This is a genomic window from Streptomyces pratensis, from assembly GCF_016804005.1.
Classification (GTDB): Bacteria; Actinomycetota; Actinomycetes; order Streptomycetales; family Streptomycetaceae; genus Streptomyces; species Streptomyces pratensis_A.
The window spans coordinates 6,278,599-6,304,322 of record NZ_CP051486.1 but is presented as its reverse complement, the minus strand read 5'-3'; the positions used below and the strand labels follow the sequence as shown (position 1 = coordinate 6,304,322).

Below are 25,724 nucleotides of genomic sequence, written 5' to 3'. Positions count from 1 at the left end.
ACGCCGCAAGCCTCTGACCCGAGCGGTCACCGGGCTTCCCACGTCGCGCCGTCGACCACCGCCGGATCCTCCGCGGCGGTGCGGGCCGACTTCCATGTCCGTCGAGATCTCCGGACGTTCCACCGCGTTGCCGTCTCCGCGCCCAGGCGCGTGACGACGGGCGCGGCCCGCATCCCCCTGCACACCGCTCGTTCCTCCGACCGGTTCCGTACAAGGGGCTTCTTCCCATGCCATTCGCTGTATACGTGCTCGGGCTGGCTGTCTTCGCCCAGGGCACATCGGAATTCATGCTGTCCGGGCTGCTCTCGGGCATCGCCGATGACCTGAACGTCTCACTGGGCGCCGCCGGGCTGCTGACCTCGGCCTTCGCGGTCGGGATGGTGGTAGGCGCGCCGGTCACCGCGCTGGTCGGCCGCACCTGGCCCCGGCGCCGGGCGCTGCTGTCCTTCCTCGGCGTCTTCGTCGCCGTCCATGTCGTCGGCGCCCTGACCTCCAGCTACGGGGTGCTGCTCGCCACCCGGGTCGTGGGGGCGCTGGCCAACGCGGGATTCTGGGGGGTGGCACTGGTCGCCGCGCTGGCCATGGTCGCCCCGCACCAGCGTGCGCGGGCCACCGCCGTGGTCGTCGGCGGGGTCACCGTCGCGTGTGTGGTGGGCGTCCCCGCGGGGGCGGCGCTCGGTGAAGTATGGGGCTGGCGCTCGGCGTTCTGGGCCGTCGCCCTCGTCTCCGTACCGGCCGCCGCCGCGTTGCTGGTGGCGTTGCCCGGCGGCCGGCCCGACGACGCGCCGAAGGTGAGCGCGACGAGCGAACTGCGCGCCCTCGGCCGGCCCCGGCTGCTGCTGACACTCCTGGTGATGGCCCTCGTGCAGGGGGCCACCTTCTGTACGTTCTCCTACCTGGAACCGCTGGTCACCCGGGTCACCGGGTTCGGCGCGGGCTGGGTGCCCGTGGTCCTCGCACTCTTCGGCGTCGGCTCGTTCGCGGGTGTCACCCTGGCGGGACGCCTGGCCGACGCCCGCCCGGACGCGGTCATCGGGCTGGGCATGACCGCGCTGGCCGCCGGCTGGGCCGCACTGGCCCTCACCGCCGCCCACCCCGTGGCAGCCCTCGTCCTCGTCCTGGTCCAGGGCGCTCTGGCTTTCGGCACGGGAACGACGCTGATCACCCGGGTCTTCAGCCTGGCCCCGGACGCCCCGACGATGGCGGGCTCCTTCGCGACGGCCGCCTTCAACGTGGGTGCCGCGGCCGGACCCTGGCTGGGCGGCCTGGCCCTGGGCACGGCCTCCGGCTTCCGCGCACCGGTCTGGGTGAGTGTCCTGCTGACGGTTGCGGCCCTCGCGATCACCGGCGTGCTGTCCGCGTCGTCCGGTGCGGCCCGCTTGCCCCTCACCGTCAGGAAGCGCCCGGCGCCGGAGCGATGACGGACACGGCCCGGCCGGTGGGAGCGGCCGGGCCCTCCGCACCAGGGCGGCGACTCGGGGAGGCGCGGGGCAGGGCGGCCACCGCGCGTGAGCGGTGGAACGGGCGCCCGCGGCAGGGGCCGCTCACCGAGTGACGTCCACATCACACCCTGCCGCAACGGCATGTTCACGTCCGGGCATAAAACGTCTGAGAGACTTTGTTCCGACGGGGTACATAATCCGTCCCGGCAACGAAGCCGACGCTCCCGCACATACCGCCGCCACCCGGCCCCAGTGGACCGGGCGGCCCCGCCCGAAAGGTCTTCTCCATGCCCCTGGCCCTGCTCGCCCTCGCTGTGAGCGCCTTCGGCATCGGCACCACCGAGTTCGTGATGATGGGACTGCTGCCCAACGTCGCGGACGATCTGGGAACGTCCGTACCCACCGCCGGTTACCTCGTCTCGGCGTACGCGATCGGTGTCGTCGTCGGTGCCCCGCTGCTCACCGGCCTCGGCTCCAGGATCCCGCGCAAGCGGATGCTCCTGCTGCTGATGGCCGTCTTCACCGTCGGCAACCTCGCTTCGGCCTTCGCCCCCGACTTCGGCTGGCTGCTGGCCGGCCGCTTCCTCGCCGGACTCCCGCACGGCGCGTTCTTCGGGGTCGGCGCGGTCGTCGCCGCACGCCTCGTGCCGGACGGCCGCCAGGCCCGTGCCGTCGCCACGATGTTCCTCGGCCTGACCGTGGCCAACATCGTCGGCGTACCCGCGGCCACCCTGCTGGGACAGCACCTCGGCTGGCGCGCCACGTTCATGGTCGTCGCGGTGATCGGGCTGGCCGCGATGGCCGCGCTCGCCCGCCTCGTCCCGCAGATCCCCGTCGAGGCGCACCAGAACGTACGCCGTGAACTGAGCGCGCTCGGCAACCGGCAGGTCATGCTCGGCCTGCTCACCGCCGTCCTCGGCTTCGCGGGTGTCTTCGCCGTCTACTCCTACCTGTCGTCCATGACGACCGAGGCGATGGGCTTCGGCGAGTCCTCGGTGACGCTCGTCCTCGCGCTCTTCGGCATCGGGATGACCCTCGGCGCGCTCGCGGCAGGACCGCTGACCGACCGGGCGCTGCGGCCCACCCTCTACGGCTCGCTGGCGGCCCTGGCAGTCGTCCTCGTCGTCTTCCCCTTCACCGTCCACGTGCAGTGGCTGGCGCTGGTCATGGTGGTGCTGCTCGGCGGCATCGGCTTCATGACGACCACACCGCTGCAGATGCTCGTGATGAACAAGGCGAAGGACGCCCCCACGCTGGCGTCCGCCTCCAACCACTCCGCCTTCAACCTCGCCAACGCGGGCGGGGCCTGGCTCGGCGGTGTGGCCATCGCGGCAGGCTGGGGCTGGACGTCCCCGGCCCTGGTCGGCGCGGTGCTGGCCGTGGCCGGGCTGGCGGTGGCCGTCACGGCGGGTGTGCTGGACCGGACCCCGGGCACCTCGCGAGTCGTGGCGTCCGGAGCCCGCGCGGAGACGCGCGAGCACGCGGAGGCCCGCTCGGAGTTCTGAGCGCCGGGCCTCGCGTCCCGAGGCCTGGGCTCCGGGCCCGGCAGTCGGGCTCCGGTGGGGTCTGGGCTCCGGGGCCTGTCCCCCGGAGTCCGGTGGGGTCCTGGCGCTGGGTCTGTCCTCTCGGGCTCCGGTGGCAGGTGGGTCCTGGTCCGTCCCTCGGGGTCCGGTGGGGCCTGGGCCCTCGGTCGTCCTCTCGGAGTCCGGTGGGGTCCGGGTCCGGTCCTGTCCTCTCGGAGTCCGGTGGAGCTGGGTTCTGGGTCTGTCCCTCGGAGTCCGGTCGGGCCTGGTGCCTGGGTCTGTCCTCTCGGAGTGAGGTGGGACCCGGCCCCGGGCCGTCCTCGGACTCCGGGGCCTGGACACCCGGCTCATCCATCGGGCGGTGCAGGCACCGGGCCGCCGGGAGCGCACGACGCGCGTCCCCGCCGGGCCGAGCCCAGCCAGGCCGCCGTGACCAGACCCACCAGGGCTGCCGCCGGCAGGAGCAGCCTGACGTCCGTCACCGCGAGCAGCCCGGCCCCGCCCGCGAGCGCCACCGCGTTCGGAACCGCCATCAGCGAGTTGGCGGCCGCCGCCGTGCGGCCGAGCACGGCGTCCGGGGCCTCCCGCTGCACCGCGGTCATCGCGGCGATGAGTACGCACGGCAGACCGGCACCGATGGCCGTGCTCGCCGCGACGGCGAGCGCCCCACCGGCCGATGGCCTCGCGGCCATGGCGACCGCGAACACCGCGATCCCGGCCGCCGCGAAGACCCGCTCCGGCATCCGGCGCAGGAGTGGGCCGGCCAGCAGCCCGATCGCGACGGAGCCCGCGCCCTGGAACGCGTACAGCACCCCGGCGTACGCCGGTGGGCGGCCGAGCGTGTCGACGACTGCGTACACCGCCGCCCCGTTGATCCCCGCCAGCAGCATCGTCAGCGCTCCGGCGTACACCAGCGGGCGCAGGGCCGCCGAACCGCGCAGCAGCCGGATCCCCGCCGCCGTGCCGCCCCGCCGTGCCACCTTGCGGGCGGCCACGGCCGGCTCCCGCACCCGCAGCCGGGCGAAGACCAGGGCTGCCACGGCGAACGTCACCGCGTCCAGCAACACCACGGGGCCCGCGCCGAACCGCGCGTACAGGCCTGCGCCCGCGAGGGGCGCGAGCAGCTTCATGCCCTCGTTCGCCGTCGTGCGCAGCCCGTTGAAGTCGCCCAGCAGCCGGGGACCGACTGCCCTCGCCACGAGCGCGGCCTCCGCCGCGTCCAGGAGCACGCCGCTCACCCCGTACACGAACAGGACCGCGAAGAGCACAGCGATCCGGTGATCGGGACCGACGACGAGGAGCGAGGCCAGCACCCCCGCCATCACCAGATTCACCGTGACCAGGAGCAGCCTCCGTGGCACCATGTCCGCCACCGCCCCGAGGTGCGGGCCCGCGAGAACCGGCGCCCACATCGCGCACACCGCCAGGGCGGCCAGACTGTCCGACCCGGTGACCGACTTGACCCAGATCCCGGCGGTCAGCCACATAGCGGACGTACCGAACCCCGACACCAGCAGACCTGTGAGACAGAGCAGGGCCGTGCGATCCCGCAACACCGCGCCCAACGCCACCACGCACTCCTCGCACCCCGCCGTGACCCGCGCTCCCGGCCGGGGCGCTCCCGGCCATGCTGGTGACTGAGGCGGGGCGGTCGCATCGGGCAGATGCCCTGACCGGCGGCTCCGTGCGACCGGACGGGGCCGCCCGCCCGGCCGGACGCGAGGCCGACGCCGTCGGGCGCCGCCGTTCCGCGCGTCGGCCGGTTCAGCCGCGAAGGTCGGCCAGGTCCTCGTCGCCGAGGACGAGCTCGTCCGCCGCGAGGTTCTCCTTCAGATGATCGAGGGACCCGGTGCCCGGAATCGCCAGGACCGACGGCGACGCCGCCAGCAGCGAGGCGAGCGCGACCTGTGAGGTGGTCGCACCCAGACGGGCCGCCACTTTGCCGAGCCGCGCCGTGTCGAGCGGAGTGCTTCCACCGCCGAGCGGGAAGAACGGCACGTACGCCGTACCCGTCTCTTCACACAGCGTGAGCAGCTCCATGTCGTCGCTGTGATGGTTCTGCACCGCCACGACGGGCGCGACCTCCCTGGCTTCGGCGAACTGGGCGGCGTCGACGTTGCTGACGCCCAGGTGGCGGATCAGCCCCTCCTCCCGGAGCTCCGCCAGAACGGCGAACCGTTCGGCGACCGGCTCTCCCCCCGGCCCGGTCGTCCCGCCCACCCGCAGGTAGACCAGGTCGAGCCGGTCCAGCCCCAGCACGCGCAGATCCTCCTCGACCAGGCCCCGCAACCGGTCGGGCGTCGCCTGCCCGCTCGGCACGCCGGTCGGGCCACGCAGCGGCCCGACCTTCGTCGCGATCACCAGGCCGTCACGGTAAGGGGCGAGCGCCGTACGGATCAGCTCGTTGGCACGCACCGCACCTCTGCCGTAGAAGCCGGCGGTATCGATGTGGTTCACGCCCAGTTCGACGGCGCGCCGGAGCACGGCGACGCCGTTCGCCGGGTCGCGTGCCGGGCCGTCGAAGGTGCCCGCCGCCAGGCGCATCGCGCCGAAGCCGAGCCGGTTGACGGTGAGGTCCCCGCCGAGGGAGAAGGTCTTGGTCGTCATGAAGGTCATGGTGTCCGCCGCCACGACGCCCGGCGAGCTCCTGGCAGCTTGCTGCCAGACGGTGGGGAGCCTGCCAGACTGGCGGGGTGCGGAACGAACAGGTGTGGTCGGTCCAGGGCGACGCGGAGCTGATCGCGCGTGCCGGTCATCTCTTCGAGTCCGTGGACACCGAGTTCCTGTGCGCCGCCCGGGACCTCAGGACGTGGTCGCAGCCGGAGGCCAGGGCAGCGGTCCTGAAGCGGACGCGTGCGGCGGATTCCCCGGGCTTCACCGTCCGCAAGCTGCTCAGCCCGGTCGCACTCGCCGACGAGGAAGCCCGCGCGCACCTGCGTCTCGTGCGGAGCAAGGGAGCTCTCGTCCGGATCAGTGGCTCACCTCTGCCGCACGAGACCATCATCGTCGACCGGCGGGTGATGATCCTGGCCGGCCGGGAGACGCCGGCCGGCCGTGAGTACACGGTGACGGCCTCGCAGAATCTGGTCGACGGGGTCCACGCGCTCCTCCAGGCGATCTGGGACAACTCCCTGGACCTCGACGCCTACCTGCGCAGCGATGTCCCCCGTCTCGACACCGACGGCCGCATGATCCTCGAAGCCCTCGGGTCCGGACTGACCGACGCGTCGGCGGCCGGACGGCTCGGCGTGTCGCTGCGCACCTACCGGCGGCGCGTGGCCGAGTTGATGCTCACGCTCGAAGCCGATTCCCGCTTCCAGGCCGGCCTGCGTGCCGGTGAGCTGGGGCTGTCCCGCTGACGTCCACCGCTCGAAGAGCGGGTCCGCACGCCGGATGCGGACCGTCCGCCACCTCACGAGCGGGTCCGCACCCCGGGTGCGGACCCGCTCCGGCGTCCGGCCTCAGCCGGACTCCCGCCACCGGTTCGTGATCGGGAGCCGGCGGTCCTTGCCGAAGCCCTTCGGCGAGATCTTCGTGCCCGGCGGGTACTGCCGGCGCTTGTACTCCGCCGTGTCCACCATCCTCAGCGTCTTCGTCACCAGCGCCTCGTCGAACCCTGCCGCGACGATCGCGTCCCGGCCCTGGTCCCGGTCGACGTACAGCTCCAGGATCCGGTCCAGCACGTCGTAGTCCGGCAGCGAGTCCGAGTCCACCTGGTCCGGGCGCAGTTCGGCGCTCGGGGGTTTGGTGATGGACGCCTCCGGGACGGGGGGTATCTGCCCGCGTTCCTCGGCGGCCCGGTTGCGCCACTTCGCGAGGCGGAAGACCGACGTCTTGTACACGTCCTTGATCGGCCCGTAGGCGCCGACGGAGTCCCCGTAGAGCGTGGAATAGCCCACCGCCAGCTCGGACTTGTTGCCCGGCGCGAGCACGATCTGGCCCTCCTGGTTGGAGACGGCCATCAGCATCGTGCCGCGCAGCCGCGACTGGAGGTTCTCCTCGGCCAGCCCGGTGAGCCCCAGTGACCCCATGTACGCGTCGAACATCGGCTCGATCGGTACGGTGCGGAAGTTCAGCCCCGTACGCCGTGCCAGCTCCGCCGCGTCGTTCTTGGAGTGGTCCGAGGAGTACTTCGACGGCATCGAGATGCCGTACACGTTCCCGGCCCCCAGCGCGTCGCAGGCGATGGCCGCGACGAGCGCGGAGTCGATACCGCCGGAGAGCCCGATCAGGACGCTGCTGAAACCGTTCTTCGCGGCGTACGCGCGCAGGCCCACGACCAGCGCCGAGTACAGCTCCTCGTCGTCGTCCAGCCGCTCGGCGTATCCGCCGGCCAGCTCGGGCTCGTAGGCGGGCAGCGGCTCCCCGCTGAGAACCACGTGGTCGATCCGGAGCCCGTCGTTGACGACCCCGGACGGCGCGGCGGCGGCAGCTGCCGGCAGGTCCAGGTCGAGGATCACCGTTCCCTCGGCGAACTGGGGCGCCCGGGCCATGACTTCGCCGTCCTTGTCGACGACGATCGAGTCCCCGTCGAAGACCAGCTCGTCCTGGCCGCCGATCATCGCCAGGTACGCCGTCGTGCAGCCGGCCTCCTGGGCCCGCTTGCGGACCAGCTCCAGCCTGGTGTCGTCCTTGTCGCGCTCGTACGGCGAGGCGTTGATCGACAGCAGCAGTCCGGCCCCGGCGGCGCGCGCCGCCGGGACCCGGCCGCCGTCCTGCCAGAGGTCCTCGCAGATCGCGAGGGCCACGTCGATGCCGTGCACCCGCACGACGGGCATCGAGTCGCCCGGCACGAAGTACCGGAACTCGTCGAAGACGCCGTAGTTGGGCAGGTGGTGCTTGGCGAAGTTCAGCGCAACGCCGCCGCGGTGCAGCACCGCGGCGGCGTTGCGCGGGGATCCCGCCGGCTGGCCGTAGCGTGTCGCGGCGTGCTCGGAGCGGTCGAGGTAGCCGACGACGACCGGCAGCTCTCCGAAGCCCTCGTCGGCGAGACGGGCGGCGAGCGCGCGCAGTGCCTTCCGCGAGGCCTCGACGAAGGACGACCGCAGCGCAAGGTCCTCGACGGGGTATCCGGTCAGCACCATCTCGGGGAACGCCACCAGGTGGGCGCCCTGCTCGGCGGCGTGCCGGGTCCAGTGGACGATCGACTCGGAGTTGCCGGCGAGGTCTCCGACGGTCGCGTCGATCTGATTGAGTGCGAGACGTAGTTGAGGCACGTCGCCAGTGTAATCGTCTGACTGACGCGATGTCCCGGCCCATCCCCGCCGTGAGGCGGCCCACTGCCCCGGGAGGGCGCGGAAGGCGGCCCCGGGGCAGGCGGGGCGTCAGGTGCGGGTGTAGACCTTCTCCGCCCAGCCGGCGACCTGCTCGTCCGTGAGGTGGAGGGCCAGGTCGGCCTCACTGATCATGCCGATCAGCTTCTTGTCCTCGACCACCGGGAGCCGGCGGATCCGGTGGCTCTGCATCTCCTCCAGCACCGCGTCCACGTCGGCCGTCGACTCGATCCAGCGCGGAGTGCCGTCGCAGAGCTCGCCCGCCGTCGTGTTCGACGGATCGTGCCCCGACGCCACGCACTTGATCACGATGTCGCGGTCGGTGATGATCCCGACCATCCGGTCCTGCTCCCCGTCGGCGGAGACGGGCAGCGCGCCCACCTTGTGGTCCCGCATCATCTGGGCGGCGCGGTCGAGCGTCTCGTGGGCGGGGATCCAGTGGGCCCCGGTGTGCATGATGTCCTTTGCCGTGGTCATGGGGTTGCCTCCTGCGTGCCGGTGGGCACTGCTGTACGGCCCCGAGCCCTTCCATCGTCGCGGCCAGGCCCGGCGCACGCGAACGCTGTCACCCGTTCGGGCGTACGCCGGCCCGGTCCCGCGCTCAGGGGCGTGGCGCCGCCCCGCGTGCCGCGAGCATGTCCGCCATCAGATCCAGCTCGGACTGCTGGGCCTCGACCATGCCCTGGGCCAGACGCTTCTCCACCGGCACCGTGCACTGCTCGGCGCAGCCGCGGGCCATCGCGACGCCGCCCTCGTGGTGGTCGGTCATCAGTTGCAGGAAGAGGACCTCGGCCTGCTCGCCGTCGGCCGCACCCAGCTGTTTCAGCTCGGTCCTGGTCGCCATGCCGGGCATGAGGGCCCCGTCCTGGTCCATGCCCTTCATGTCGTGGCCGCTGTGGCCGCCGTCCGCCATCCAGGCCATCGGGCCCTGTCCTTCGGGCGCCGTCTTCGGAAGCTCCCACAGGTCCAGCCAGCCGAGCAGCATGCCCCGCTGGTTCGCCTGCGTGTTGGCGATGTCGTATGCGAGCCGCCGCACGTCCTCGTCGCTCGTCACGTCCCGCACGATGAACGACATCTCCACGGCCTGCTGGTGGTGGACGGCCATGTCCCGCGCGAAGCCCGCGTCCGCGGACTCCGCCGAGGGCGTGTCAGGCGCGGGCGGCGCCCCGTCCCCACGTGCCGAGGCGACCGTCGCGGCGCCCGCGAACAGCAGGGCCAGCGCTACGGCTGAGCCGGCCACCCAGCGCGTACGCCGGGGGAGGGGCGCGCTCACCCGTCGATCCCGCCGGTACAGGGCGCGCCGGGCTCGGGAGTCTGCGCGCCCTGGACGTACCTCGCGAAGAACCGGGCCACCCGGGGGTCGTCGGCGCTGTCCACCGTGACCTGCTTGCCCCAGGCGCTGAGCATGATCGGTCCCGCCTGGCCCTCGTACGGGGACATCAGCGAGAAGGGGGTGCTCCTGACGCGCTGCGCGAGCTTGCCGACGTCGTCCCCGGAGGCCTTGTCGCTGTGCGTCACCCAGACCGCGCCGTGCTCCAGGGAGTGCACTGCGTTGACGTTCCGGACGGCCTTCTCGTATACGACGCCGTCGCAGTTCAGCCAGGCCGGATTGTGGTTCCCGCCCACCGGGGGCTCCATCGGGTACTTCACCTCGGTCGTGACGTGGTCGCGGGTCAGCGTCTTCGCGTCCCACGTCTTCTCGTCGGCGATCGGCTCGGCGGCGAGCTTCTTCTTCTCCTGCTCGGTCTGCTCGGTCTGCTTGGAGTCCTGGGCCTGGTTCCCCTCGGTCCTCTCCTTCGCCTCCGACTTCTCCAGGAGCATGTACGAGCCGAGACCGAGCAGGCCGGCGACCACGGCAGCGCTCAGGCCTATGGCGACGACCCGGGTACGGCGGTCGCGCGCACGGTCGGCGCTGCGCATCTGCTCCATGCGGGTCCTGCGGTCGAAGCTCATGTCGGCGGGTCCTTCTGCCAAAGGGGTAGGGAGGGACGGGAGCGGGAGTGTGCGGAACATGGTCGCGACGGGCCGTGGCCGAGCGGCTGCGGCCCTTGCACACCATGGGCGCCGATCGTAGTGGGTGGCCGCGTGCTCTCTCTCACACCGTGTGCGTAATCTGGGTGAAATCCCGGGTCGTGATACTGAGGTGTCCCCCTACCCCGGGCGGTGGTGCACGGACCGTCTGAACTGCAAGGATGTGGCTATGGACAAGCAGCAGGAATTCGTCCTCAGGACGCTTGAGGAGCGCGACATCCGCTTCGTACGGCTGTGGTTCACCGATGTTCTCGGTTACCTCAAGTCCGTCGCCGTGGCCCCGGCCGAGCTCGAACAGGCCTTTGACGAGGGAATCGGCTTCGACGGCTCCGCGATCGAGGGCTTCGCCCGTGTATACGAATCGGACATGATCGCCAAGCCGGACCCCGGTACGTTCCAGATCCTCCCGTGGCGCGCGGAGGCCCCGGGGACGGCCCGGATGTTCTGCGACATCCTGATGCCCGACGGCTCGCCCTCCTTCGCGGACCCGCGCTTCGTCCTCAAGCGCATCCTGGCGAAGACCTCCGACCTGGGCTTCACCTTCTACACCCACCCGGAGATCGAGTTCTTCCTGCTGAAGAACAAGCCGGTCGACGGCAGCCGCCCCACCCCGGCCGACAGCTCCGGCTACTTCGACCACACCCCGCAGAACGTCGGCATGGACTTCCGCCGCCAGGCGATCACCATGCTCGAGTCGATGGGCATCTCGGTCGAGTTCAGCCACCACGAGGGCGCCCCCGGCCAGCAGGAGATCGACCTCCGCTACGCGGACGCGCTCTCGACCGCCGACAACATCATGACCTTCCGCCTGGTCATGAAGCAGGTCGCGCTGGAGCAGGGCGTGCAGGCCACCTTCATGCCGAAGCCGTTCTCGGAGTACCCGGGCTCGGGCATGCACACCCACCTCTCCCTCTTCGAGGGCGACCGCAACGCCTTCTACGAGTCGGGCGCCGAGTACCAGCTGTCGAAGGTGGGCCGGTCCTTCATCGCGGGCCTGCTCAAGCACGCCGCGGAGATCTCCGCCGTGACGAACCAGTGGGTCAACTCGTACAAGCGCATCTGGGGCGGCTCCAGCCGCTCCGCGGGTGCCGGCGGCGAGGCACCCTCGTACATCTGCTGGGGCCACAACAACCGCTCCGCGCTGATCCGCGTCCCGATGTACAAGCCCGGCAAGACCGGCTCGGCCCGCGTGGAGGTCCGCTCCATCGACTCCGGCGCCAACCCCTACCTGACCTACGCGGTGCTGCTCGCAGCGGGCCTCAAGGGCATCGAGGAGGGCTACGAGCTCCCGGCCGGCGCCGACGACGACGTCTGGGCCCTGTCCGACTCGGAGCGCCGTGCGATGGGCATCGAGCCGCTGCCGCAGAACCTGGGCGAGGCGATCTCGCTGATGGAGAAGAGCGAGCTGGTCGCGGAGACGCTCGGTGAGCACGTCTTCGACTTCTTCCTGCGCAACAAGAAGCAGGAGTGGGAGGAGTACCGCAGCGAGGTCACGGCCTTCGAGCTGAAGAACCTGCTGCCTGTGCTTTAACCGCAGGTCAGCGGCTCAGGGAACGCGATGCGGGCGGGTCGCCGGTTCAACCGGAGCGACCCGCCCGCAGTCATGATCAGCTCTGGGCCGTCTCAAGGCACCACCCGCCTGCGCTCCACAATCAAGTCCTACGTGCCACAACCGCGCCAGATGGGGCGCGGACTCATGGGGAACTGCAGACAGCCTGTGTCTCGTGAAGCCTGTCGATGACGATGACTGGTACATGGGCAGCCTGTACGACGACGGCAGCGTCGACTGTCGGGAAGCCTACGGCGACCTTTACGAGGCGCTACGAGGCCTCTAAGAGCATGCACCACAGCTCCACATACGAGACTCACCGAGTGTCTGACTGCGTGACAACCACAACGCACACCCGCAGACAATCGTGGACGTCAGCAAAGGGCGTTGCGCACACGTGGTCAACTGCTCCGCGAGACCTCCTCCTCCGTGTCCGCCCAGGTGTGGTGCTCGGCGTGGTCGAGGAACAGGAAGCAGCCTTCCCCGTCGGGGCCTGGGCCGAGGGCGGGGCAGTCAGGGAGGGTGGCCAGGGCCACGTCGGTTCCGCACCAGCGGAGCCACAGCGCGGTGTCGTACTCCAGATCATCGAGCAGGCCATGGTGCGCACCGGTCTCGTGTGCGGACAGCTGACACCGAACGGCGCTGTCGACGTGTCCCGAGCTCGACTGCTCACGGGCTTTCCGCGCCAGATCCAGGGGCAGGCGGCGCCAGTGCGTGCATCGCATCATGACACCGTCCGGTGTGAGCCGAGCGGGTGCCGTTCCGAGCACCGGCGGCAGGCGCACGGAGGGAAGCCGCCGGTGATGGCCGGAGGTGGGGGCGCATCGTCCACGCATGTCTCGATCCGGGGCCCCCAAGTCCGGCCGGAGTCGCGCGACACCCGCAGTGTCATCCGCACGGCATCAGTCGTGAATGAGGGCATGAGCCATCCCTTCCCCACGGGGCGCCATCACCTGACGACCTCTCTAGAGATCTCGATGAATCGATGTTCTCTAGAGATGTCAACGGCCCTGGGCGGGTGTCGCCCTGGGCCGACAGGGGTGAGTACGCCGAGGCGGGTCGTTCCACGCATGGGACGTACGTTCCATGCGTGAAAGAAGCCTCTAGGCTGTCGGGAGCGGAGAGGGAGAGATCATTCATGGCCACCGAAGGCGCCAAGCGGCAGCCGAAGTACCAGCGGATCGCTGATGCGCTGAGGGATGCCATCCAGGCAGGGCGGTACAGCCCTGGCGACCGGCTGCCGGGCGAGAACGATGTGATGGCCGAACATGGCGTGGCCCGCATGACCGCCCGGCAGGCTCTCGGTGTCCTGCAGAGCGAGGGCATTGCCGAGTCCCGGCCGGGCGCAGGGGTTTTCGTACGCTCCTTCCGCCCGTTGCGGCGACAGGGGATCAAGCGTCTGGCCCGGTCGCAGTGGGGCGAGGGCCGTTCGATCTGGGAGGTGGAGACGGGCGACCGCACCCTCGTCGTGGACAAGGCGGATGTCACCGAGGAGCCGGCGCCGGACCGCATCGCCGGAGTTCTGGGGATCGCGCCGGGGGATGCCGTCTGCGTCCGCCGTCGTCGCTTCGTCCTGGACGGCAAGCCGATCCTGCTGGCCACCTCGTACCTCCCCGCCTCCCTGGTCGCGGGATCCGCGGTCACCCGGAAGGACACGGGACCCGGAGGTACGTATGCGCGACTCGCCGAACTCGGCGCCGAGCCCGTCCACTTCCGGGAGGAGGTTCGCTCGCGCATGCCCTCCAGTGCTGAGGCCGACGAACTGGAACTCTCGGCAGGTACTCCCGTGATGCTGATCTGCCGTACGGCGTTCGCCGGCGAAGGCCGCCCCGTCGAGGTGAACGAGATGACGCTCGACTCCGCGTCCTACATCCTTGAGTACGACTTCGACGCGTAATGCTGATGTGAGGCCGCCGTTGGTTCGGCGGCACGGCTCACCGTGTCCCGGGTGGCGCCCGACCGAGGGCGGCGGTTTTCGCCCGCCGCCCCGCCGTTCTCGCCAGCCCGCGTCACTCGCCCCGGGCCGGCTGCTGGGTGTCAGGGGTGTGCAACTGCGCCGTAGGCACATCCGGTTCGGTGGGTGCCGACGGCCTGGGCGAGGAAGATCGTGGCCCACCGGCGGACTGCCGCGGCGTCTGGGTGCCCGATCCGTGCTGTGCGGCCGTGGGGCGCTCAGGGGCGAACCAGCGAGGCCCGCATGGCGCCCATGAGCTTCTGACGGGCCTCCCGGAACATGCGCCGCGCCTGTGCGCACTCAGGGGCGTCACGCAGGTGCCCGGCAGTCACTGCGTCCCGGTAGAGCACCAGTTGGTGGGCGGCATCCCTGGTGCATTCGGCCACCTCCGGTGTGGCCAGCAGCTCCAGTTGGTACTGCTTCGCATGCACGCCGTAGGTCAGGAAGGCGGCGCGAGCGAGCTGGGCTCGCTCGTCCACGGGCAGGTGCTCAGACCGGCTGGCGTCGCTTATGGTGTCGCGCGCCTCGGTCAGAGCCTCCAGGAACTGGGCAGCCGTCGTGCGCAGGGCCTCTCGGTCCTGCTCACTGGCGTTCCGCCGCCAGCTGACTCGCTCCGTGACGAGCGTGCTGCCCACCCCGATGACCGCTCCCACCAGTGTGGCGACCAATGCTGTCCACTCCATGACTGGGAGACTACGAGTCGGTCGCACCGGGTCGCCAGGGTTCCTCGTCAGTCCTCCGGCTGGAGTTGCTCGGGTCGGCCCGGGTCACTCGCCCCGCGCCGGCTGCTCGGCGTCCGGGGTGTTCAGCCGTGCCGTGTGCACCTCCGGCTGCGTGGTGCGCCGGTTGCCGATGGCCGGGGCGAGGAAGACCGCCACGGCGACGAACGCAAGGACGACGATCATGGCGGAGCGCAGGCCGTAGTGGTCGCCGAGGAAGCCGAGGCCGGGGGGTCCGACGAGGAAGGCGATGTAGCCGATCATCGCCACCAGGCTGACGCGCGCGGCCGAGTCGGGGCCCGAGTCGCCGGCCGCCGACAGCGCGACGGGGAAGCCGAGTGAGGCTCCCAGGCCCCAGAAGAGCACCGCGGCGCCCGCGAGGACGGGGGAGTCGGCGAAGATCACGAGCGTGAGCCCGAGGGCGGCGGAAAGCGCGCTGGCCCGGACCACGGGGGCGCGTCCGAAGCGGTCGATGAAGAGACCGCCGCCGAAGCGGCCGATCGTCATGGCGGCTGCGAAGCCCGCGTAGACGGCCGATCCCAGGGCCGGGTCGACGCCGTGGCCATCGACCATGAGCAGCGGCAGCCAGTCGTTGGCGGCGCCCTCCGCCAGCGCCATGGCGAGGATGATCCCGCCGATCAGCAGCAGCCGCCTGTCCTTCCACACCGCCGCACGCGGCGGCGTGGTGCTGCCACCGGCGGCCACGGGCCCCTTGGTCCTGCCGACGGAGGCGGGGATGGCGCGGAAGGCGTAGGTGAACATCCCGGCGGCGATGACGGCTGTCGCGGTCAGGTGCCACTGCACCGGGAAATCGATGGCGGTGAGCAGAATGCCGACCGTGGCCCCCACGACCGTGCCGAGGCTGAAGAAGCCGTGCAGGGTGGGCAGCACGGTCCGGCCGATGATCTGTTCGACCTCGGCGCCGTCGATGTTGACCGGCGCCTCGCCGCCGCCCATTCCGGCGCCGAAGAGGAAGAGTCCGGCGGTGACGGTGGGGGCCGAGGAGAGCATGGCCCCCCAGCCGATGACCACCATGCTGAGGATGACCAGCGCCGTGCCCACGCCCATGACCGGCCTGGTGCCGAACCGTGCCACCAGGGCCCCGGAGCCGAGGATGCCGAGCATCGAGCCGACGGACAGGCCGAACAGCACGAGCCCCATCTGGGCCGTGGAAGCGCCCAGTTGGTCGCGGATGTCCGGCGTCCGCGTCACCCAGGAGGAGATCGCCAAGCCGGGCATGAGGAAGAAGAGGAACAACGCTGTTCGGCGGCGACGGGTGGCCAGGTCCATCAGACACGTCTTTCACGAGAACACGGCAGGGCGGACGTCACCCCGGCTGAGCATGTACGAACGTACACTCCCGGGTCGGCCAGAGGAAGGGCGACCAGGGGGCGGCGAAGGCGGGGATCCGGTCCGGTGGGTGGGCCGGGTGGTCCCGTATGTGGTCCGGGCGGTCCCGTACGTGGTCCGGGAGCGTGCGGGGGTGCGAACCGGGGCAGCCGTACCCGTACGCCGTGGGCCAGGCCGTGGCCGGCCCATGAACCACTGCCGAGCTGAGGAGGACGGCGCATGACGACGCTGGCCGTGACCGGGCACATCGACCTGACCGAGGGGACCGTGCCGCTCGTACGGGCCGCGCTCCGCGAGGTGCTGGAGCCCTACAGCGAGGACCTCACGGGGGTCTCGTGCATCGCTGCCGGAGCCGATTCGCTCTTCGCGGAGGAGGTCTCCGCCATGGGCGGCCGCCTCGTCGTCGTGATCCCGTCCCTGGACTACCGCACCGCCGTGGTGAAGCCCGAGGACGGTCCGGTCTTCGACCACCTCAACGAGACCGCCGTCGAGGTGCAGACCCTCCCGTACGAGACCGCCGACCGCGCGGCGTACGAGGCGGCGAACTCCGAGCTGCTGAAGCGCGCGGACCGACTCGTCGCCGTGTGGGACGGTGCGCCGCCCACGGGCAGGGGCGGCGGGACGGCGGACCTGGTCGAGGAGGCCCGGCGGGCCGGCGTGCCTGTGGACGTGGTCTGGCCGGAGGGTGCCGCACGGCGCGGCTGAGTCACCTTCCGCGCACCGCCGCGGTGACCGCCAGCGCCATGGTCCCGGTCAGGAGGGCCACCACGAGGGAAGCGAAGAACAGCACCACGAGCCACCCCGCCGTCCCACCGGTGACAGACCCGTCCACGGCCGCGCAGGCGACCTCCGGCGGAAAGGCCTGCCTGCGCACGTCGTGGCAGGCGTCGGGCAGGTCGTCGTTGATCGCGTACGCCTGGATCCAGCACAGGAACCAGCTCGCCAGGAAGACGGCTGACGCGCCGAACGAAACGCCCCACAGCTGGTTCGGGCCCGCCGGCCGAGGTGCGCCGCCTCTGGTGTCCGGTGTCATGCGGGCAGCGTATCCGCACGGCCTGCGGGACGGCACGGCCTCGGGGCGGGAGCCCAGGACGGGGTGGGCTCAGGGCGGGGCGGGCGGTCCGTCCGGCGTCCGGTGGTGGCGGTCGTAGTGACGGGCCGCGCGGGCGCGGTTCCCGCAGGACGGCTTGCACCACTCCTGGCGGCCGTGGCTCTGCACGAAGTACCGGACGCAGCGCGGCGCCGTGCAGGCTCGGAGCCGCTCCCGCTGCGGACCGCCGAGGAAGTCGACGGCCGCGCGGGCCAGGGCCGCGATCAGCAGGGCGTGGGGGTCGTCCCGTGTCGCCGACAGGTGCGCACTCGGGGGGCCTTGGAGCGGCCAGACCAGCTGGGGCACGACCGGGACCAGTGCGGCGGCCGTGTTCAGGCGGGCCACGGCCTGTTCGGCAGGCATCAGCCGGTGGGCGTCGGGCGGGCTCGGCCGCACGGGGCTGACCGCGCGGGCGAACAGCGCGCGCACCGCCCGCCGTACGTCGACGACACGCGCCCTGAGCTCCTCGTCGACCACGCCCTCGCCCTCGGGTGCATGGCCGTCCAGCACGGCGCGTTGCTGATGGATCCAGCGCTTCAGGCCCTGCACGGTGTCCAGTTCGTCGGTGACACCGCCCTCGCCGTCGTGGCGGATCGTGCTCGCCAGTTCCAGTGCCGCCCAGGGCTCCATGAGGTCTCGCTCCTGTCCGGACCGGTTGATCGCGATGCCACGCACACCCTAAGGTCCCTAACGGATAACGTGAAAATACCGTTAGAGGGGGAAGCGTGACTGTGCTGCTCGCGCAGATAAGCGATCTGCACCTGGACGGCAGCGATAGGGCGACCCGGCGCGCCGTACGCGTCATGGACCACCTGCGAGCCCTGCCCCGCCCCGTCGACGCGGTGCTGGTCACCGGGGACATCGCGGACCACGGGACGGAGGCGGAGTACGAGGAGGCGGCGCGGATCCTGGACGCGCCCTTCCCGGTCCTCCCGTGCCCCGGGAACCACGATGCGCGTCCCGCCTACCGGAAGGCGCTGCTGGAGGAGGCGCCCGGCGCCGGACCCGTCAACCGGGTGCACCACGTCGCGGGCGTCGCGATCCTGATGTGCGACTCCACGATTCCCGGACGCGACGAAGGGCGCCTCGACGAGGAGACCCTCGCGTGGGCCGACACCACTCTCGCCGAACTCCCCCGAGGGACGAGGGCCCTGATCGCCTTTCACCAGCCACCCGTCGAACTCCACCACCCGCTGCCCGACTCCTGCATGCTCGAACGCCCCGGCGACCTGGCGGCCCTGCTCGACGCCCACCCACGGGTCGCCGCCGTCCTCACGGGGCACGCACACACTGCGGCGGCCTCCACCTTCGCGGGACGCCCCCTGATCGTCGGTCCGGCGATCACCTGGACCCTGCGGATGCCGTGGGAGGGCGACCGTGCCGCCGACCGGGACCAGCCCCCCGGCCTCGCCTTCCATGTCCTGGGCGACGACGCCCGGCTGACCACCCACTACCGGGTCGTGATCTGAGCGGCGGGGCCCGTCGCGGCAGTCGGTGTACGTACACCGACTGCCGCGACGGCGGACGAGAGGGAGGAACGACCATGCGGCCCGGCACCCCAGGTGTTGTCCGGACTCCGTGCGGAGCGGCTACAGGGCGTTCGCGCACGCCATGGAAGACCTTCTTCCCTGAGAGCGTCCGGCGGCCGGGGCCGACGCCCGCCCCGGATGCCGAAGGGCCGCTGGTGCGGGCGCCGTCGTGCCCGTCGCCGTTCCGGTAGTGTGACCCCTCCCGAGACCGGGACCGACCCAGGAGGTGAGACCCATTACCGCTTCAGCAGGCTGGGCGCTCACCCCTCGCCGTCGTACGGCCCACCGGGCCTGATCGATCGCGGAGCGCCCATCGGTCACCCCGAAAGGCTCCGCACCATGCAGGAATTCGCCCCACCGCTCACCTTCGCCACCCTCGTCACCGCGCTCCGCGCCGCCGGTTGTGTCTTCGCCGAGGACGAGGCGGAACTCCTCCTCTCCACAGCGGCCGGCCCCGCCGCACTCGCCGCCATGCTGGAACGCCGGGTCGCCGGTCTGCCGCTTGAACACGTGCTCGGCTGGGCGGAGTTCTGCGGGCTGCGGATCGCCGTGGACCCCGGGGTCTTCGTACCCCGGCGGCGTACCGAGTTCCTCGTCCGGCAGGCCGCGGCGCTTGCGCCCGGCCGGGCGGTCGTGGTCGACCTCTGCTGCGGCAGCGGGGCGCTCGGCACGGCACTCGCGTCGTCGCTCCCCGAGGCCGAACTGCACGCCGCCGACGTGGAACCCGCCGCCGTGCGCTGCGCCCGGCGCAACGTGGGCGACCGCGGGACGGTCTACGAGGGCGACCTCTTCGCGCCCCTGCCCCGTTCGCTGCGCGGGCGGGTCGACGTCCTGCTCGCCAACGTGCCGTACGTACCGACGGAGGACGTCGAGCTGCTGCCCGCCGAGGCGCGCATCCACGAGCCGCGCGTCGCGCTCGACGGAGGCGGCGACGGGCTCGACGTGCTGCGGCGGGTGGTCGCCGAGGCTGACGACTGGCTGGCCCCGGGCGGCAGCCTGCTGGTCGAGACGAGCGAGCGGCAGGCGGCGCGCGCCGAGCGGACGGTCGGGAGCAGCGGGCTGGCCGCGCGCGTGGTCGCGTCCGAGGAGCTGTACGCCACCGTCGTCATCGGGACCCGGCTGCCGGGGTAGGCCCGCGCCGTCGGCCCCCGGCCCCCGGCCCCCGGCGGCCCTGTCCGGACTGCCGGGACCGGGGGCCCGGGGCCCGGGGCCTGTCCCGGCTCAGGCGAAGCGCCAGCGCGTCTGGCCGAACGGGTCGCCCTTGGCGAAGCCGAAGGCCGTGCGGGGGGCCACAGCGAAGACCTCCGCACTGCCGCCCGCGCCGTTGGTGAACATCCCGTCCGAGACGCCGAAGTGCCAGTCGGCGCCGTATTTGGCCTCCCAGGCCTCGGCGAGCACGATCAGCCGCTGCTCGTCCGTCACCCGGGAGGCCCGGCCCTCGACCACGACGTCGAATCCCTCGTTCAGGGTGTTGGCGCCGGTGGTCAGGACGACTTCCGGGTTGGCGGCCAGGTTGCGCGCCTTGCGTTCGGACGGGCCCGTGCAGAAATGCAGCGCGCCGTCCGACCAGAGGCCGATCAGCGGGGTGACGTGCGGGCGTCCGTCGGGCCGGACCGTGGACAGCCAGTAGAGCTCGGCGCGGTCCAGCAGGCCGGCCGCCTCCGCCCATGGCCGGGCGGTGGCGTCCTCACTGCTGTAGTGGGGGTCGAGGGTGGTGACGGGTGCGGTGTCGTCCGTGGCCGGCATGGAAGGGCCTCCTGGGGCGGTATGGCGGTGTGCGCGGTCTTTTCGTCGATCGTGTATCCCGCAGTGGAGACTCCGCGCCCGCTCCGGATTCATCGGTGCGGGCTAGGCTCGAAGGGCGGACGAACGCGATACGGGTGATCGGCGGGCAGGAGACACGGATGACGACGGTGCCGGGACGCAGGAGCAGTACGTTCACCCGACTGCTGCGGCACGGTTTCACCGATCCGTCCGCGGCCGAACGGCTGCTGGATCTGCCCGAGCTATCCCCCGTACGGGCGGATCCCGTCCTCTTCGAGGCCCTCGGCGCGACCGCCGACCCCGATCTGGCCCTGCACAGCCTCGTGCGGCTCGTCGAGGCGGAGGAGGCAGCGGAACGCCAGATCCTGCTGGACACCCTGATCACGGCCAAGCCGCTGCGGGACCGGCTCCTGGGGGCCCTCGGTGCCTCCGAGGCGCTCGGGGACCATCTGGCAAGGCATCCCCGCGACTGGCAGGCGCTCGTCACGTACGAGGCCACCGACCTGCACCCCGGGGTCCCCGAGTTCGAGCACATGCTCCGCGACGCCGTCGACCCGGACTCCCTGCGTGTCGCCTACCGCAGGTCACTGCTGTCGATAGCGGCCCGAGACGTGTGCGGGACGACGGATGTCGCCGAAGTCGCCGCCGAGCTCGCCGACCTGGCCACGGCCACCCTGCGGGCGGCGCTCGCCATCGCCCGCGCCGCCGCGCCCTCCGACGCCGCCCAGTGCAGGCTCGCCGTCATCGCGATGGGCAAATGCGGCGGACACGAGCTGAACTACGTGTCCGACGTCGATGTGATCTTCGTGGGCGAGCCCATCGACGGGGCGGAGGAGAGTGGCGCCATGCAGGCCGCCACCCGGCTCGCCGCCCACCTGATGCGGATCTGCTCCGACACCACCGTCGAGGGAACCATCTGGCCCGTCGACGCGAACCTCCGCCCCGAAGGGCGCAACGGGCCGCTCGTCCGGACCCTGACCTCCCACCTCGCCTACTACCAGCGCTGGGCCAAGACCTGGGAGTTCCAGGCGCTGCTCAAGGCCCGGCCGGTCGCCGGGGACCCCGAGCTCGGCGCGGAGTACGTCGAGGCCGTCTCCCCGATGGTGTGGCAGGCCGCCGACCGGGAGAACTTCGTCGGCGACGTACAGAAGATGCGCCGCCGTGTCGTCGACAACATCCCCGTCGACCGGGTCGACCGTGAACTCAAGCTCGGCCCCGGCGGGCTCCGGGACGTCGAATTCGCCGTGCAGCTGCTCCAGCTCGTCCACGGCCGCAGCGACAGCACCCTTCGCTCCGGTTCCACGCTGGAGGCCCTGCGGGCTCTCGCCGACGGCGGGTACGTCGGGCGGGCGGACGCCGCGCAGCTGGACGAGGCGTACCGCTTCCTGCGGACCATGGAGCACCGGATCCAGCTCTACCGGCTGCGCCGCACCCACCTGGTCCCGGAGGAGGAGGCCGACCTGCGCAGGCTCGGGCGTTCACTCGGGCTGCGCACGGACCCGGTAGCCGAGCTCAACCGGGCGTGGCGGCGGCACGCCTCCGTCGTACGGCGGCTGCACGAGAAGCTCTTCTACCGGCCTCTTCTCGACGCCGTCGCCCAGCTCGCGCCCGGCGAGAGCAGGCTCAGCGCGAAGGCGGCCGTCGTCCGGCTGGAGGCCCTCGGCTACGCCGATCCCGCCGCCGCGCTCCGGCACCTTGAAGCCCTGTCGTCCGGGGTCTCCCGCAAGGCCGCGATCCAGCGCACGCTGCTGCCGGTGCTGCTCGGCTGGTTCGCGGACTCGGCCGATCCGGACGCCGGGCTCCTGGGATTCCGGCAGGTGTCCGACGCCCTCGGCAAGACCCCCTGGTACCTGCGGCTCCTGCGGGACGAGGGTGCCGCGGCCGAGAATCTCGCCCGCGTCCTGTCCGCCGGCCGCCTGGCCCCCGACCTGCTGATGCGGGCCCCTGAGGCCGTCGCCATCCTCGGCGACCCCGAAGGGCTGAAGCCGCGCAGCCGGAACCACCTGGAGCAGGAGGTGCTCGCCGCGGTCGGCCGGGCCCCGGGGGCCGAAGCGGCCGTCGCGGTGGCGCGCGGAGTGCGGCGCAGGGAGCTGTTCCGTACGACGGCCGCCGATCTCATCGGCTCGTACGGCACCGAGGACAACCCGGCCGAGACCGACCCGGGTGCCCTCGCCGACCGGGTCGGCTCCGCGGTCACGGACCTGAACGCGGCGACACTGTCGGGGGCGCTGCGCGCCGCTGTCCGCGACCGGTGGGGCGACACCCTGCCGACCCGGTTCGCCGTCATCGGGATGGGCCGCTTCGGCGGGCACGAGCTGGGTTACGGCTCCGACGCGGACGTCCTGTTCGTGCACGCGCCCCGGGAAGGGGTCGGTGACGAGGAGGCGGCCAAGGCGGCCAACGCGGTCGTCACGGAGATGCGCAGACTGCTGGAGCTGCCGACCGCCGACCCGCCGCTGCTCATCGACGCCGACCTCCGGCCGGAGGGCAGGACGGGGCCCCTGGTGCGCACCCTGAAGTCGTACGAGGCCTACTACCGGCGCTGGTCGCTGGTCTGGGAGAGCCAGGCCCTGCTGCGCGCCGAGCCGATGGCCGGGGACGAGGAGCTGGGCCGCGCCTTCATCGAGCTCGTCGACCCGCTGCGGTACCCGATGGAAGGGCTGGGCGACGACGCGGTCCGGGAGATCCGGCGGCTCAAGGCGCGTATGGAGTCCGAACGCATGCCGCGCGGAGCCGATCCGACGCTCCACACCAAGCTGGGGCGTGGCGGGCTCAGCGACGTCGAGTGGACGGTGCAGCTGATGCAGATGCAGCACGGCTGGGTGGAACCGGGGCTGCGGACCCCGCGCACGCGGGAGGCGCTGGCTGCGGCCTGTGCGGCGGGGCTGATCCCCGTGGAGGAGGCCCAGACGCTCGACGAGGCGTGGGTGCTGGCCTCGCGGGTCCGGAACGCGGTGATGCTGGTGCGGGGGCGGCCGGGCGACACGTTCCCCTCGAACCCGCGTGAGATGACGGCCGTGGGCCGGTACCTGGGCTACGAGCCGGGGCACGTGGGGGACATGCTGGACGACTACCGGCGGATCACCCGGCGGGCCCGTGCGGTGGTGGAGGAGCGGTTCTACGGCGCCGCCGGTTGAGGGCGGTGCCGTCGCCGCCCGGGGCGCGCAGCCCGGACGGCGCCCTCAGTCGCCGGACGGGGCCTCAGTCGCCGGACGGGGCCGAGGCGCGTGGGCCGAATCCCGCCGTCCCGGCGTGCGAGGCGCCTGCCTGAGCAGCCGGCTCCGGTGAAGGGGCGGGGGCCGGCGCGGGCCGTCGGCGTAGGGCGCGCAGGCGGCCCGTCACGGAACGCTGCACCCGCTTCGGCAGCCGGTGCGGCAGCGCTCCGTACCAGGCGTAGGAGACCGCCACGCCGAACGCCAGACAGGCCATCCCGCCCACCGCGTCCAGCCAGAAGTGGTTCGCGGTCGCCACGATCACGACCAGGGTGGCCACGGGGTACAGCGCGCCCAGGACCCGCGCCCAGGGGACGCGGGCCAGGGCGCAGATGGTCAGACCGCACCACAGGGACCAGCCGATGTGCATGGACGGCATCGCCGCGTACTGGTTCGACATGTGCTTGAGGTCGCCCGAGGCCATCGAGCCCCACGTCTGGTGCAGCATCACGGTGTCGATGAAGCCGTTGCCGTTCATCAGCCGGGGCGGCGCCAGCGGGAACACGTAGTAGCCGAGCAGGGCCACCGCCGTCGTGGCGAAGAGGATCAGGCGGGTGGCCGCGTAGCGGCCGGGATGACGGCGGAACAGCCAGATGAGCACACCGATGGTCACGACGAAGTGAAGTGTCGCGTAGTAGTAGTTCATCGACACGATCAGCCATGTCACCGAATTGACGGCCTGGTTGACCGTCTCCTCGAACGCGAGGCCCATCGTGTGCTCGAGGGACCAGATCCAGTCGGCGTTGCGCAGGGCTGCGGCCTTCTGCTCGGGCACGGCGTTGCGCACCAGCGAGTAGAGCCAGTAACTGACCGCGATCAGCAGGATCTCGAACCAGAGCCGCGGGCGGCGCGGGGAGCGCAGGGATCGGAGGGAGGGGCGGGTGCGCATGCGTGACAGGACGATCGCTCTCGTTGAACCGGACGCCGTCATTCCGTCCGCGACGGGTGACGGGGTGGCCGCCGTGCGGTCTTCCTGTGTGGTCACGTGCGATTCACCCATAGGCGCAGAGTCTGCCAGATACGTCCCCCTCCGCCCGATGATCCTCCGGTCGGGTTCCGGTCGCACATTCAGCACTTCACCGACGGGAGGGCGGGGCCGAGGAGGAGCCCGGGCCCGAGGCCGTTGAACCGCGTACGACCAGTTCGGGCATGAACACGAACTCGCTGTGCGGAGCGGGGGTGCCTCCGATCTCCTCCAGCAGCGTGCGCACGGCGGCCTGACCCATCGCCGTCACCGGCTGCCGGATCGTGGTCAGCGGCGGATCGGTGAACGCTATGAGGGGCGAGTCGTCGTAACCGACCACCGAGAGTTCGCGCGGCACCTCCATCGACAGCCTGCGGGCGGCCCGGATGGCGCCGAGCGCCATCATGTCGCTCGCGCACACCACCGCGGTGCAGCCGCGCTCCATCAGCGCCGAGGCAGCCGCCTGGCCGCCTTCCAGCGTGTAGAGCGAGTGCTGGATCAGCTCCTCCACCGCGTCGGCGGTGAGATTCAGCTGCTCCTGCATCGTGGCGTGGAACCCCTCGATCTTGCGGAGCACCGGGACGAAGCGCTTGGGCCCGACCGCCAGCCCGATCCGCTGGTGGCCCAGCGCGACCAGGTGTGTCACCGCGAGCCGCATCGCCGCACGGTCGTCGGGGGAGATGAAAGGGGCCTGCACCTTGGGGGAGAAGCCGTTGACCAGCACGAAGGGGACACCCTGGGCGCGCAGTTGCTCGTAGCGCTGCATGTCGGCGGAGGTGTCGGCGTGCAGTCCGGAGACGAAGATGATGCCCGAGACCCCGCGGTCGACGAGCATCTCGGTGAGCTCGTCCTCGGTCGAGCCGCCCGGCGTCTGGGTCGCCAGCACCGGCGTGTAGCCCTGCCTGGTGAGCGCCTGGCCGATGACCTGGGCCAGCGCGGGGAAGATCGGGTTCTCCAGCTCGGGCGTGATCAGGCCGACGAGACCGGCGCTGCGCCGGCGGAGCCGGACAGGGCGTTCGTAGCCAAGGACGTCGAGCGCCGCGAGGACGGATTCACGGGTGGCCGCTGCAACACCGGGCTTGCCGTTCAGTACGCGGCTGACCGTCGCTTCGCTGACCCCCGCCTGAGTTGCGATATCGGCAAGCCGTGCGGTCATGGCACTGGACTGTACCGGGCGCGTGTCCGATTGCCCACCACGCGCGGTATCCGGACAGTCCGCCCCCGTGGCCTCCCGCCGGAGGCCTCTCTGCAGCAACATCTTGCAAGGCCTTGCGGGCGGTGTCCGGCTGTGGCTGCCGGATGGTTCCGCAGCCACCGCAGGGGG

23 protein-coding genes are annotated in these 25,724 nt (G+C 71.8%); 9 read left to right on the top strand and 14 right to left on the bottom strand.

The window, feature by feature from the left end; all coding sequences use genetic code 11:
- Positions 1-227 precede the first annotated feature (227 nt).
- Together HED23_RS26130 and HED23_RS26125 are read left to right on the top strand one after the other, a co-directional pair.
- A complete protein-coding gene (locus tag HED23_RS26130; RefSeq protein ID WP_203185827.1) occupies positions 228-1,421 on the top strand; it encodes a Cmx/CmrA family chloramphenicol efflux MFS transporter in 1,194 nt (397 codons plus the stop codon).
- A gap of 308 nt (positions 1,422-1,729) precedes the next feature.
- Complete coding sequence (locus HED23_RS26125; protein ID WP_203185826.1) at positions 1,730-2,947, top strand: MFS transporter; 1,218 nt, start codon at positions 1,730-1,732, stop codon at positions 2,945-2,947.
- A 365-nt stretch (positions 2,948-3,312) separates the two neighbouring features.
- On the opposite strand, the gene HED23_RS26120 is transcribed toward HED23_RS26125, so the two are convergent.
- Positions 3,313-4,536, bottom strand: a complete 1,224-nt coding sequence (locus HED23_RS26120; protein WP_203185825.1) for an MFS transporter — start codon at positions 4,534-4,536, stop codon at positions 3,313-3,315.
- Between the two features lie 193 nt (positions 4,537-4,729).
- On the bottom strand, positions 4,730-5,572 hold the full coding sequence (locus tag HED23_RS26115; protein WP_203185824.1) for an oxidoreductase: 843 nt from the start codon (positions 5,570-5,572) through the stop codon (positions 4,730-4,732).
- Positions 5,573-5,658: 86 nt separating this feature from the next.
- Here HED23_RS26115 and HED23_RS26110 point away from each other — a divergent pair, with 86 nt between their 5' ends.
- On the top strand, positions 5,659-6,324 hold the full coding sequence (locus HED23_RS26110) for a DNA-binding response regulator (RefSeq protein WP_203185823.1): 666 nt from the start codon (positions 5,659-5,661) through the stop codon (positions 6,322-6,324).
- A 102-nt stretch (positions 6,325-6,426) separates the two neighbouring features.
- On the opposite strand, the gene HED23_RS26105 is transcribed toward HED23_RS26110, so the two are convergent.
- The 4 genes from HED23_RS26105 to HED23_RS26090 form a co-directional block, all read right to left on the bottom strand.
- Positions 6,427-8,181 (bottom strand): NAD+ synthase, encoded by a 1,755-nt coding sequence (locus tag HED23_RS26105; RefSeq protein ID WP_203185822.1) that lies wholly within the window; start codon positions 8,179-8,181, stop codon positions 6,427-6,429.
- A 108-nt stretch (positions 8,182-8,289) separates the two neighbouring features.
- Positions 8,290-8,715 carry a CBS domain-containing protein gene (locus HED23_RS26100; protein ID WP_203185821.1) on the bottom strand — a complete coding sequence of 142 codons (426 nt, stop codon included), beginning with the start codon at positions 8,713-8,715 and terminating at the stop codon, positions 8,290-8,292.
- A 124-nt stretch (positions 8,716-8,839) separates the two neighbouring features.
- Entirely contained in the window at positions 8,840-9,511 is a 672-nt protein-coding gene (locus HED23_RS26095) for a DUF305 domain-containing protein (protein WP_203185820.1), read from the bottom strand.
- Positions 9,508-10,191: a DUF3105 domain-containing protein gene (locus HED23_RS26090; RefSeq protein WP_203185819.1), complete on the bottom strand. Its 684-nt coding sequence runs from the start codon at positions 10,189-10,191 to the stop codon at positions 9,508-9,510. Before HED23_RS26090 ends, HED23_RS26095 begins: the two co-directional genes overlap by 4 nt.
- A gap of 247 nt (positions 10,192-10,438) precedes the next feature.
- On the opposite strand from HED23_RS26090, the gene glnA reads away from it, so the two are divergent.
- Positions 10,439-11,800: a type I glutamate--ammonia ligase gene (gene glnA / locus HED23_RS26085; RefSeq protein WP_014156604.1), complete on the top strand. Its 1,362-nt coding sequence runs from the start codon at positions 10,439-10,441 to the stop codon at positions 11,798-11,800.
- Positions 11,801-12,219: 419 nt separating this feature from the next.
- Here the strand turns inward: glnA and HED23_RS26080 are convergent, their stop codons facing one another.
- Positions 12,220-12,546: a hypothetical protein gene (locus HED23_RS26080; protein ID WP_338019610.1), complete on the bottom strand. Its 327-nt coding sequence runs from the start codon at positions 12,544-12,546 to the stop codon at positions 12,220-12,222.
- Positions 12,547-12,956: 410 nt separating this feature from the next.
- Here HED23_RS26080 and HED23_RS26075 point away from each other — a divergent pair, with 410 nt between their 5' ends.
- Positions 12,957-13,715 carry a GntR family transcriptional regulator gene (locus tag HED23_RS26075; RefSeq protein WP_203185818.1) on the top strand — a complete coding sequence of 253 codons (759 nt, stop codon included), beginning with the start codon at positions 12,957-12,959 and terminating at the stop codon, positions 13,713-13,715.
- Positions 13,716-13,990: 275 nt separating this feature from the next.
- Here HED23_RS26075 and HED23_RS26070 read toward each other — a convergent pair whose 3' ends face one another.
- Together HED23_RS26070 and HED23_RS26065 are read right to left on the bottom strand one after the other, a co-directional pair.
- Entirely contained in the window at positions 13,991-14,455 is a 465-nt protein-coding gene (locus tag HED23_RS26070; protein ID WP_203185817.1) for a hypothetical protein, read from the bottom strand.
- Positions 14,456-14,539: 84 nt separating this feature from the next.
- A complete protein-coding gene (locus HED23_RS26065; protein WP_203185816.1) occupies positions 14,540-15,781 on the bottom strand; it encodes an MFS transporter in 1,242 nt (413 codons plus the stop codon).
- Positions 15,782-16,060: 279 nt separating this feature from the next.
- On the opposite strand from HED23_RS26065, the gene HED23_RS26060 reads away from it, so the two are divergent.
- Entirely contained in the window at positions 16,061-16,546 is a 486-nt protein-coding gene (locus HED23_RS26060; protein WP_203185815.1) for a hypothetical protein, read from the top strand.
- Between the two features lies 1 nt (position 16,547).
- On the opposite strand, the gene HED23_RS26055 is transcribed toward HED23_RS26060, so the two are convergent.
- Complete coding sequence (locus HED23_RS26055) at positions 16,548-16,874, bottom strand: hypothetical protein (RefSeq protein ID WP_203185814.1); 327 nt, start codon at positions 16,872-16,874, stop codon at positions 16,548-16,550.
- Positions 16,875-16,943: 69 nt separating this feature from the next.
- Positions 16,944-17,561, bottom strand: coding sequence for a CGNR zinc finger domain-containing protein (locus HED23_RS26050; protein WP_203185813.1), 618 nt, complete (start codon positions 17,559-17,561; stop codon positions 16,944-16,946).
- A gap of 101 nt (positions 17,562-17,662) precedes the next feature.
- On the opposite strand from HED23_RS26050, the gene HED23_RS26045 reads away from it, so the two are divergent.
- Positions 17,663-18,400 (top strand): metallophosphoesterase, encoded by a 738-nt coding sequence (locus tag HED23_RS26045; RefSeq protein ID WP_203187635.1) that lies wholly within the window; start codon positions 17,663-17,665, stop codon positions 18,398-18,400.
- A gap of 399 nt (positions 18,401-18,799) precedes the next feature.
- Complete coding sequence (locus tag HED23_RS26040; protein WP_203185812.1) at positions 18,800-19,591, top strand: putative protein N(5)-glutamine methyltransferase; 792 nt, start codon at positions 18,800-18,802, stop codon at positions 19,589-19,591.
- A gap of 90 nt (positions 19,592-19,681) precedes the next feature.
- Here HED23_RS26040 and HED23_RS26035 read toward each other — a convergent pair whose 3' ends face one another.
- Positions 19,682-20,206 carry a pyridoxamine 5'-phosphate oxidase family protein gene (locus HED23_RS26035; protein WP_203185811.1) on the bottom strand — a complete coding sequence of 175 codons (525 nt, stop codon included), beginning with the start codon at positions 20,204-20,206 and terminating at the stop codon, positions 19,682-19,684.
- 158 nt (positions 20,207-20,364) lie between these two features.
- On the opposite strand from HED23_RS26035, the gene HED23_RS26030 reads away from it, so the two are divergent.
- On the top strand, positions 20,365-23,361 hold the full coding sequence (locus tag HED23_RS26030; RefSeq protein ID WP_203185810.1) for a bifunctional [glutamine synthetase] adenylyltransferase/[glutamine synthetase]-adenylyl-L-tyrosine phosphorylase: 2,997 nt from the start codon (positions 20,365-20,367) through the stop codon (positions 23,359-23,361).
- Between the two features lie 64 nt (positions 23,362-23,425).
- On the opposite strand, the gene HED23_RS26025 is transcribed toward HED23_RS26030, so the two are convergent.
- Together HED23_RS26025 and HED23_RS26020 are read right to left on the bottom strand one after the other, a co-directional pair.
- Complete coding sequence (locus tag HED23_RS26025; RefSeq protein ID WP_386466449.1) at positions 23,426-24,325, bottom strand: phosphatase PAP2 family protein; 900 nt, start codon at positions 24,323-24,325, stop codon at positions 23,426-23,428.
- A gap of 187 nt (positions 24,326-24,512) precedes the next feature.
- Positions 24,513-25,556 (bottom strand): LacI family DNA-binding transcriptional regulator, encoded by a 1,044-nt coding sequence (locus HED23_RS26020; RefSeq protein WP_203185808.1) that lies wholly within the window; start codon positions 25,554-25,556, stop codon positions 24,513-24,515.
- Positions 25,557-25,724 lie beyond the last annotated feature (168 nt).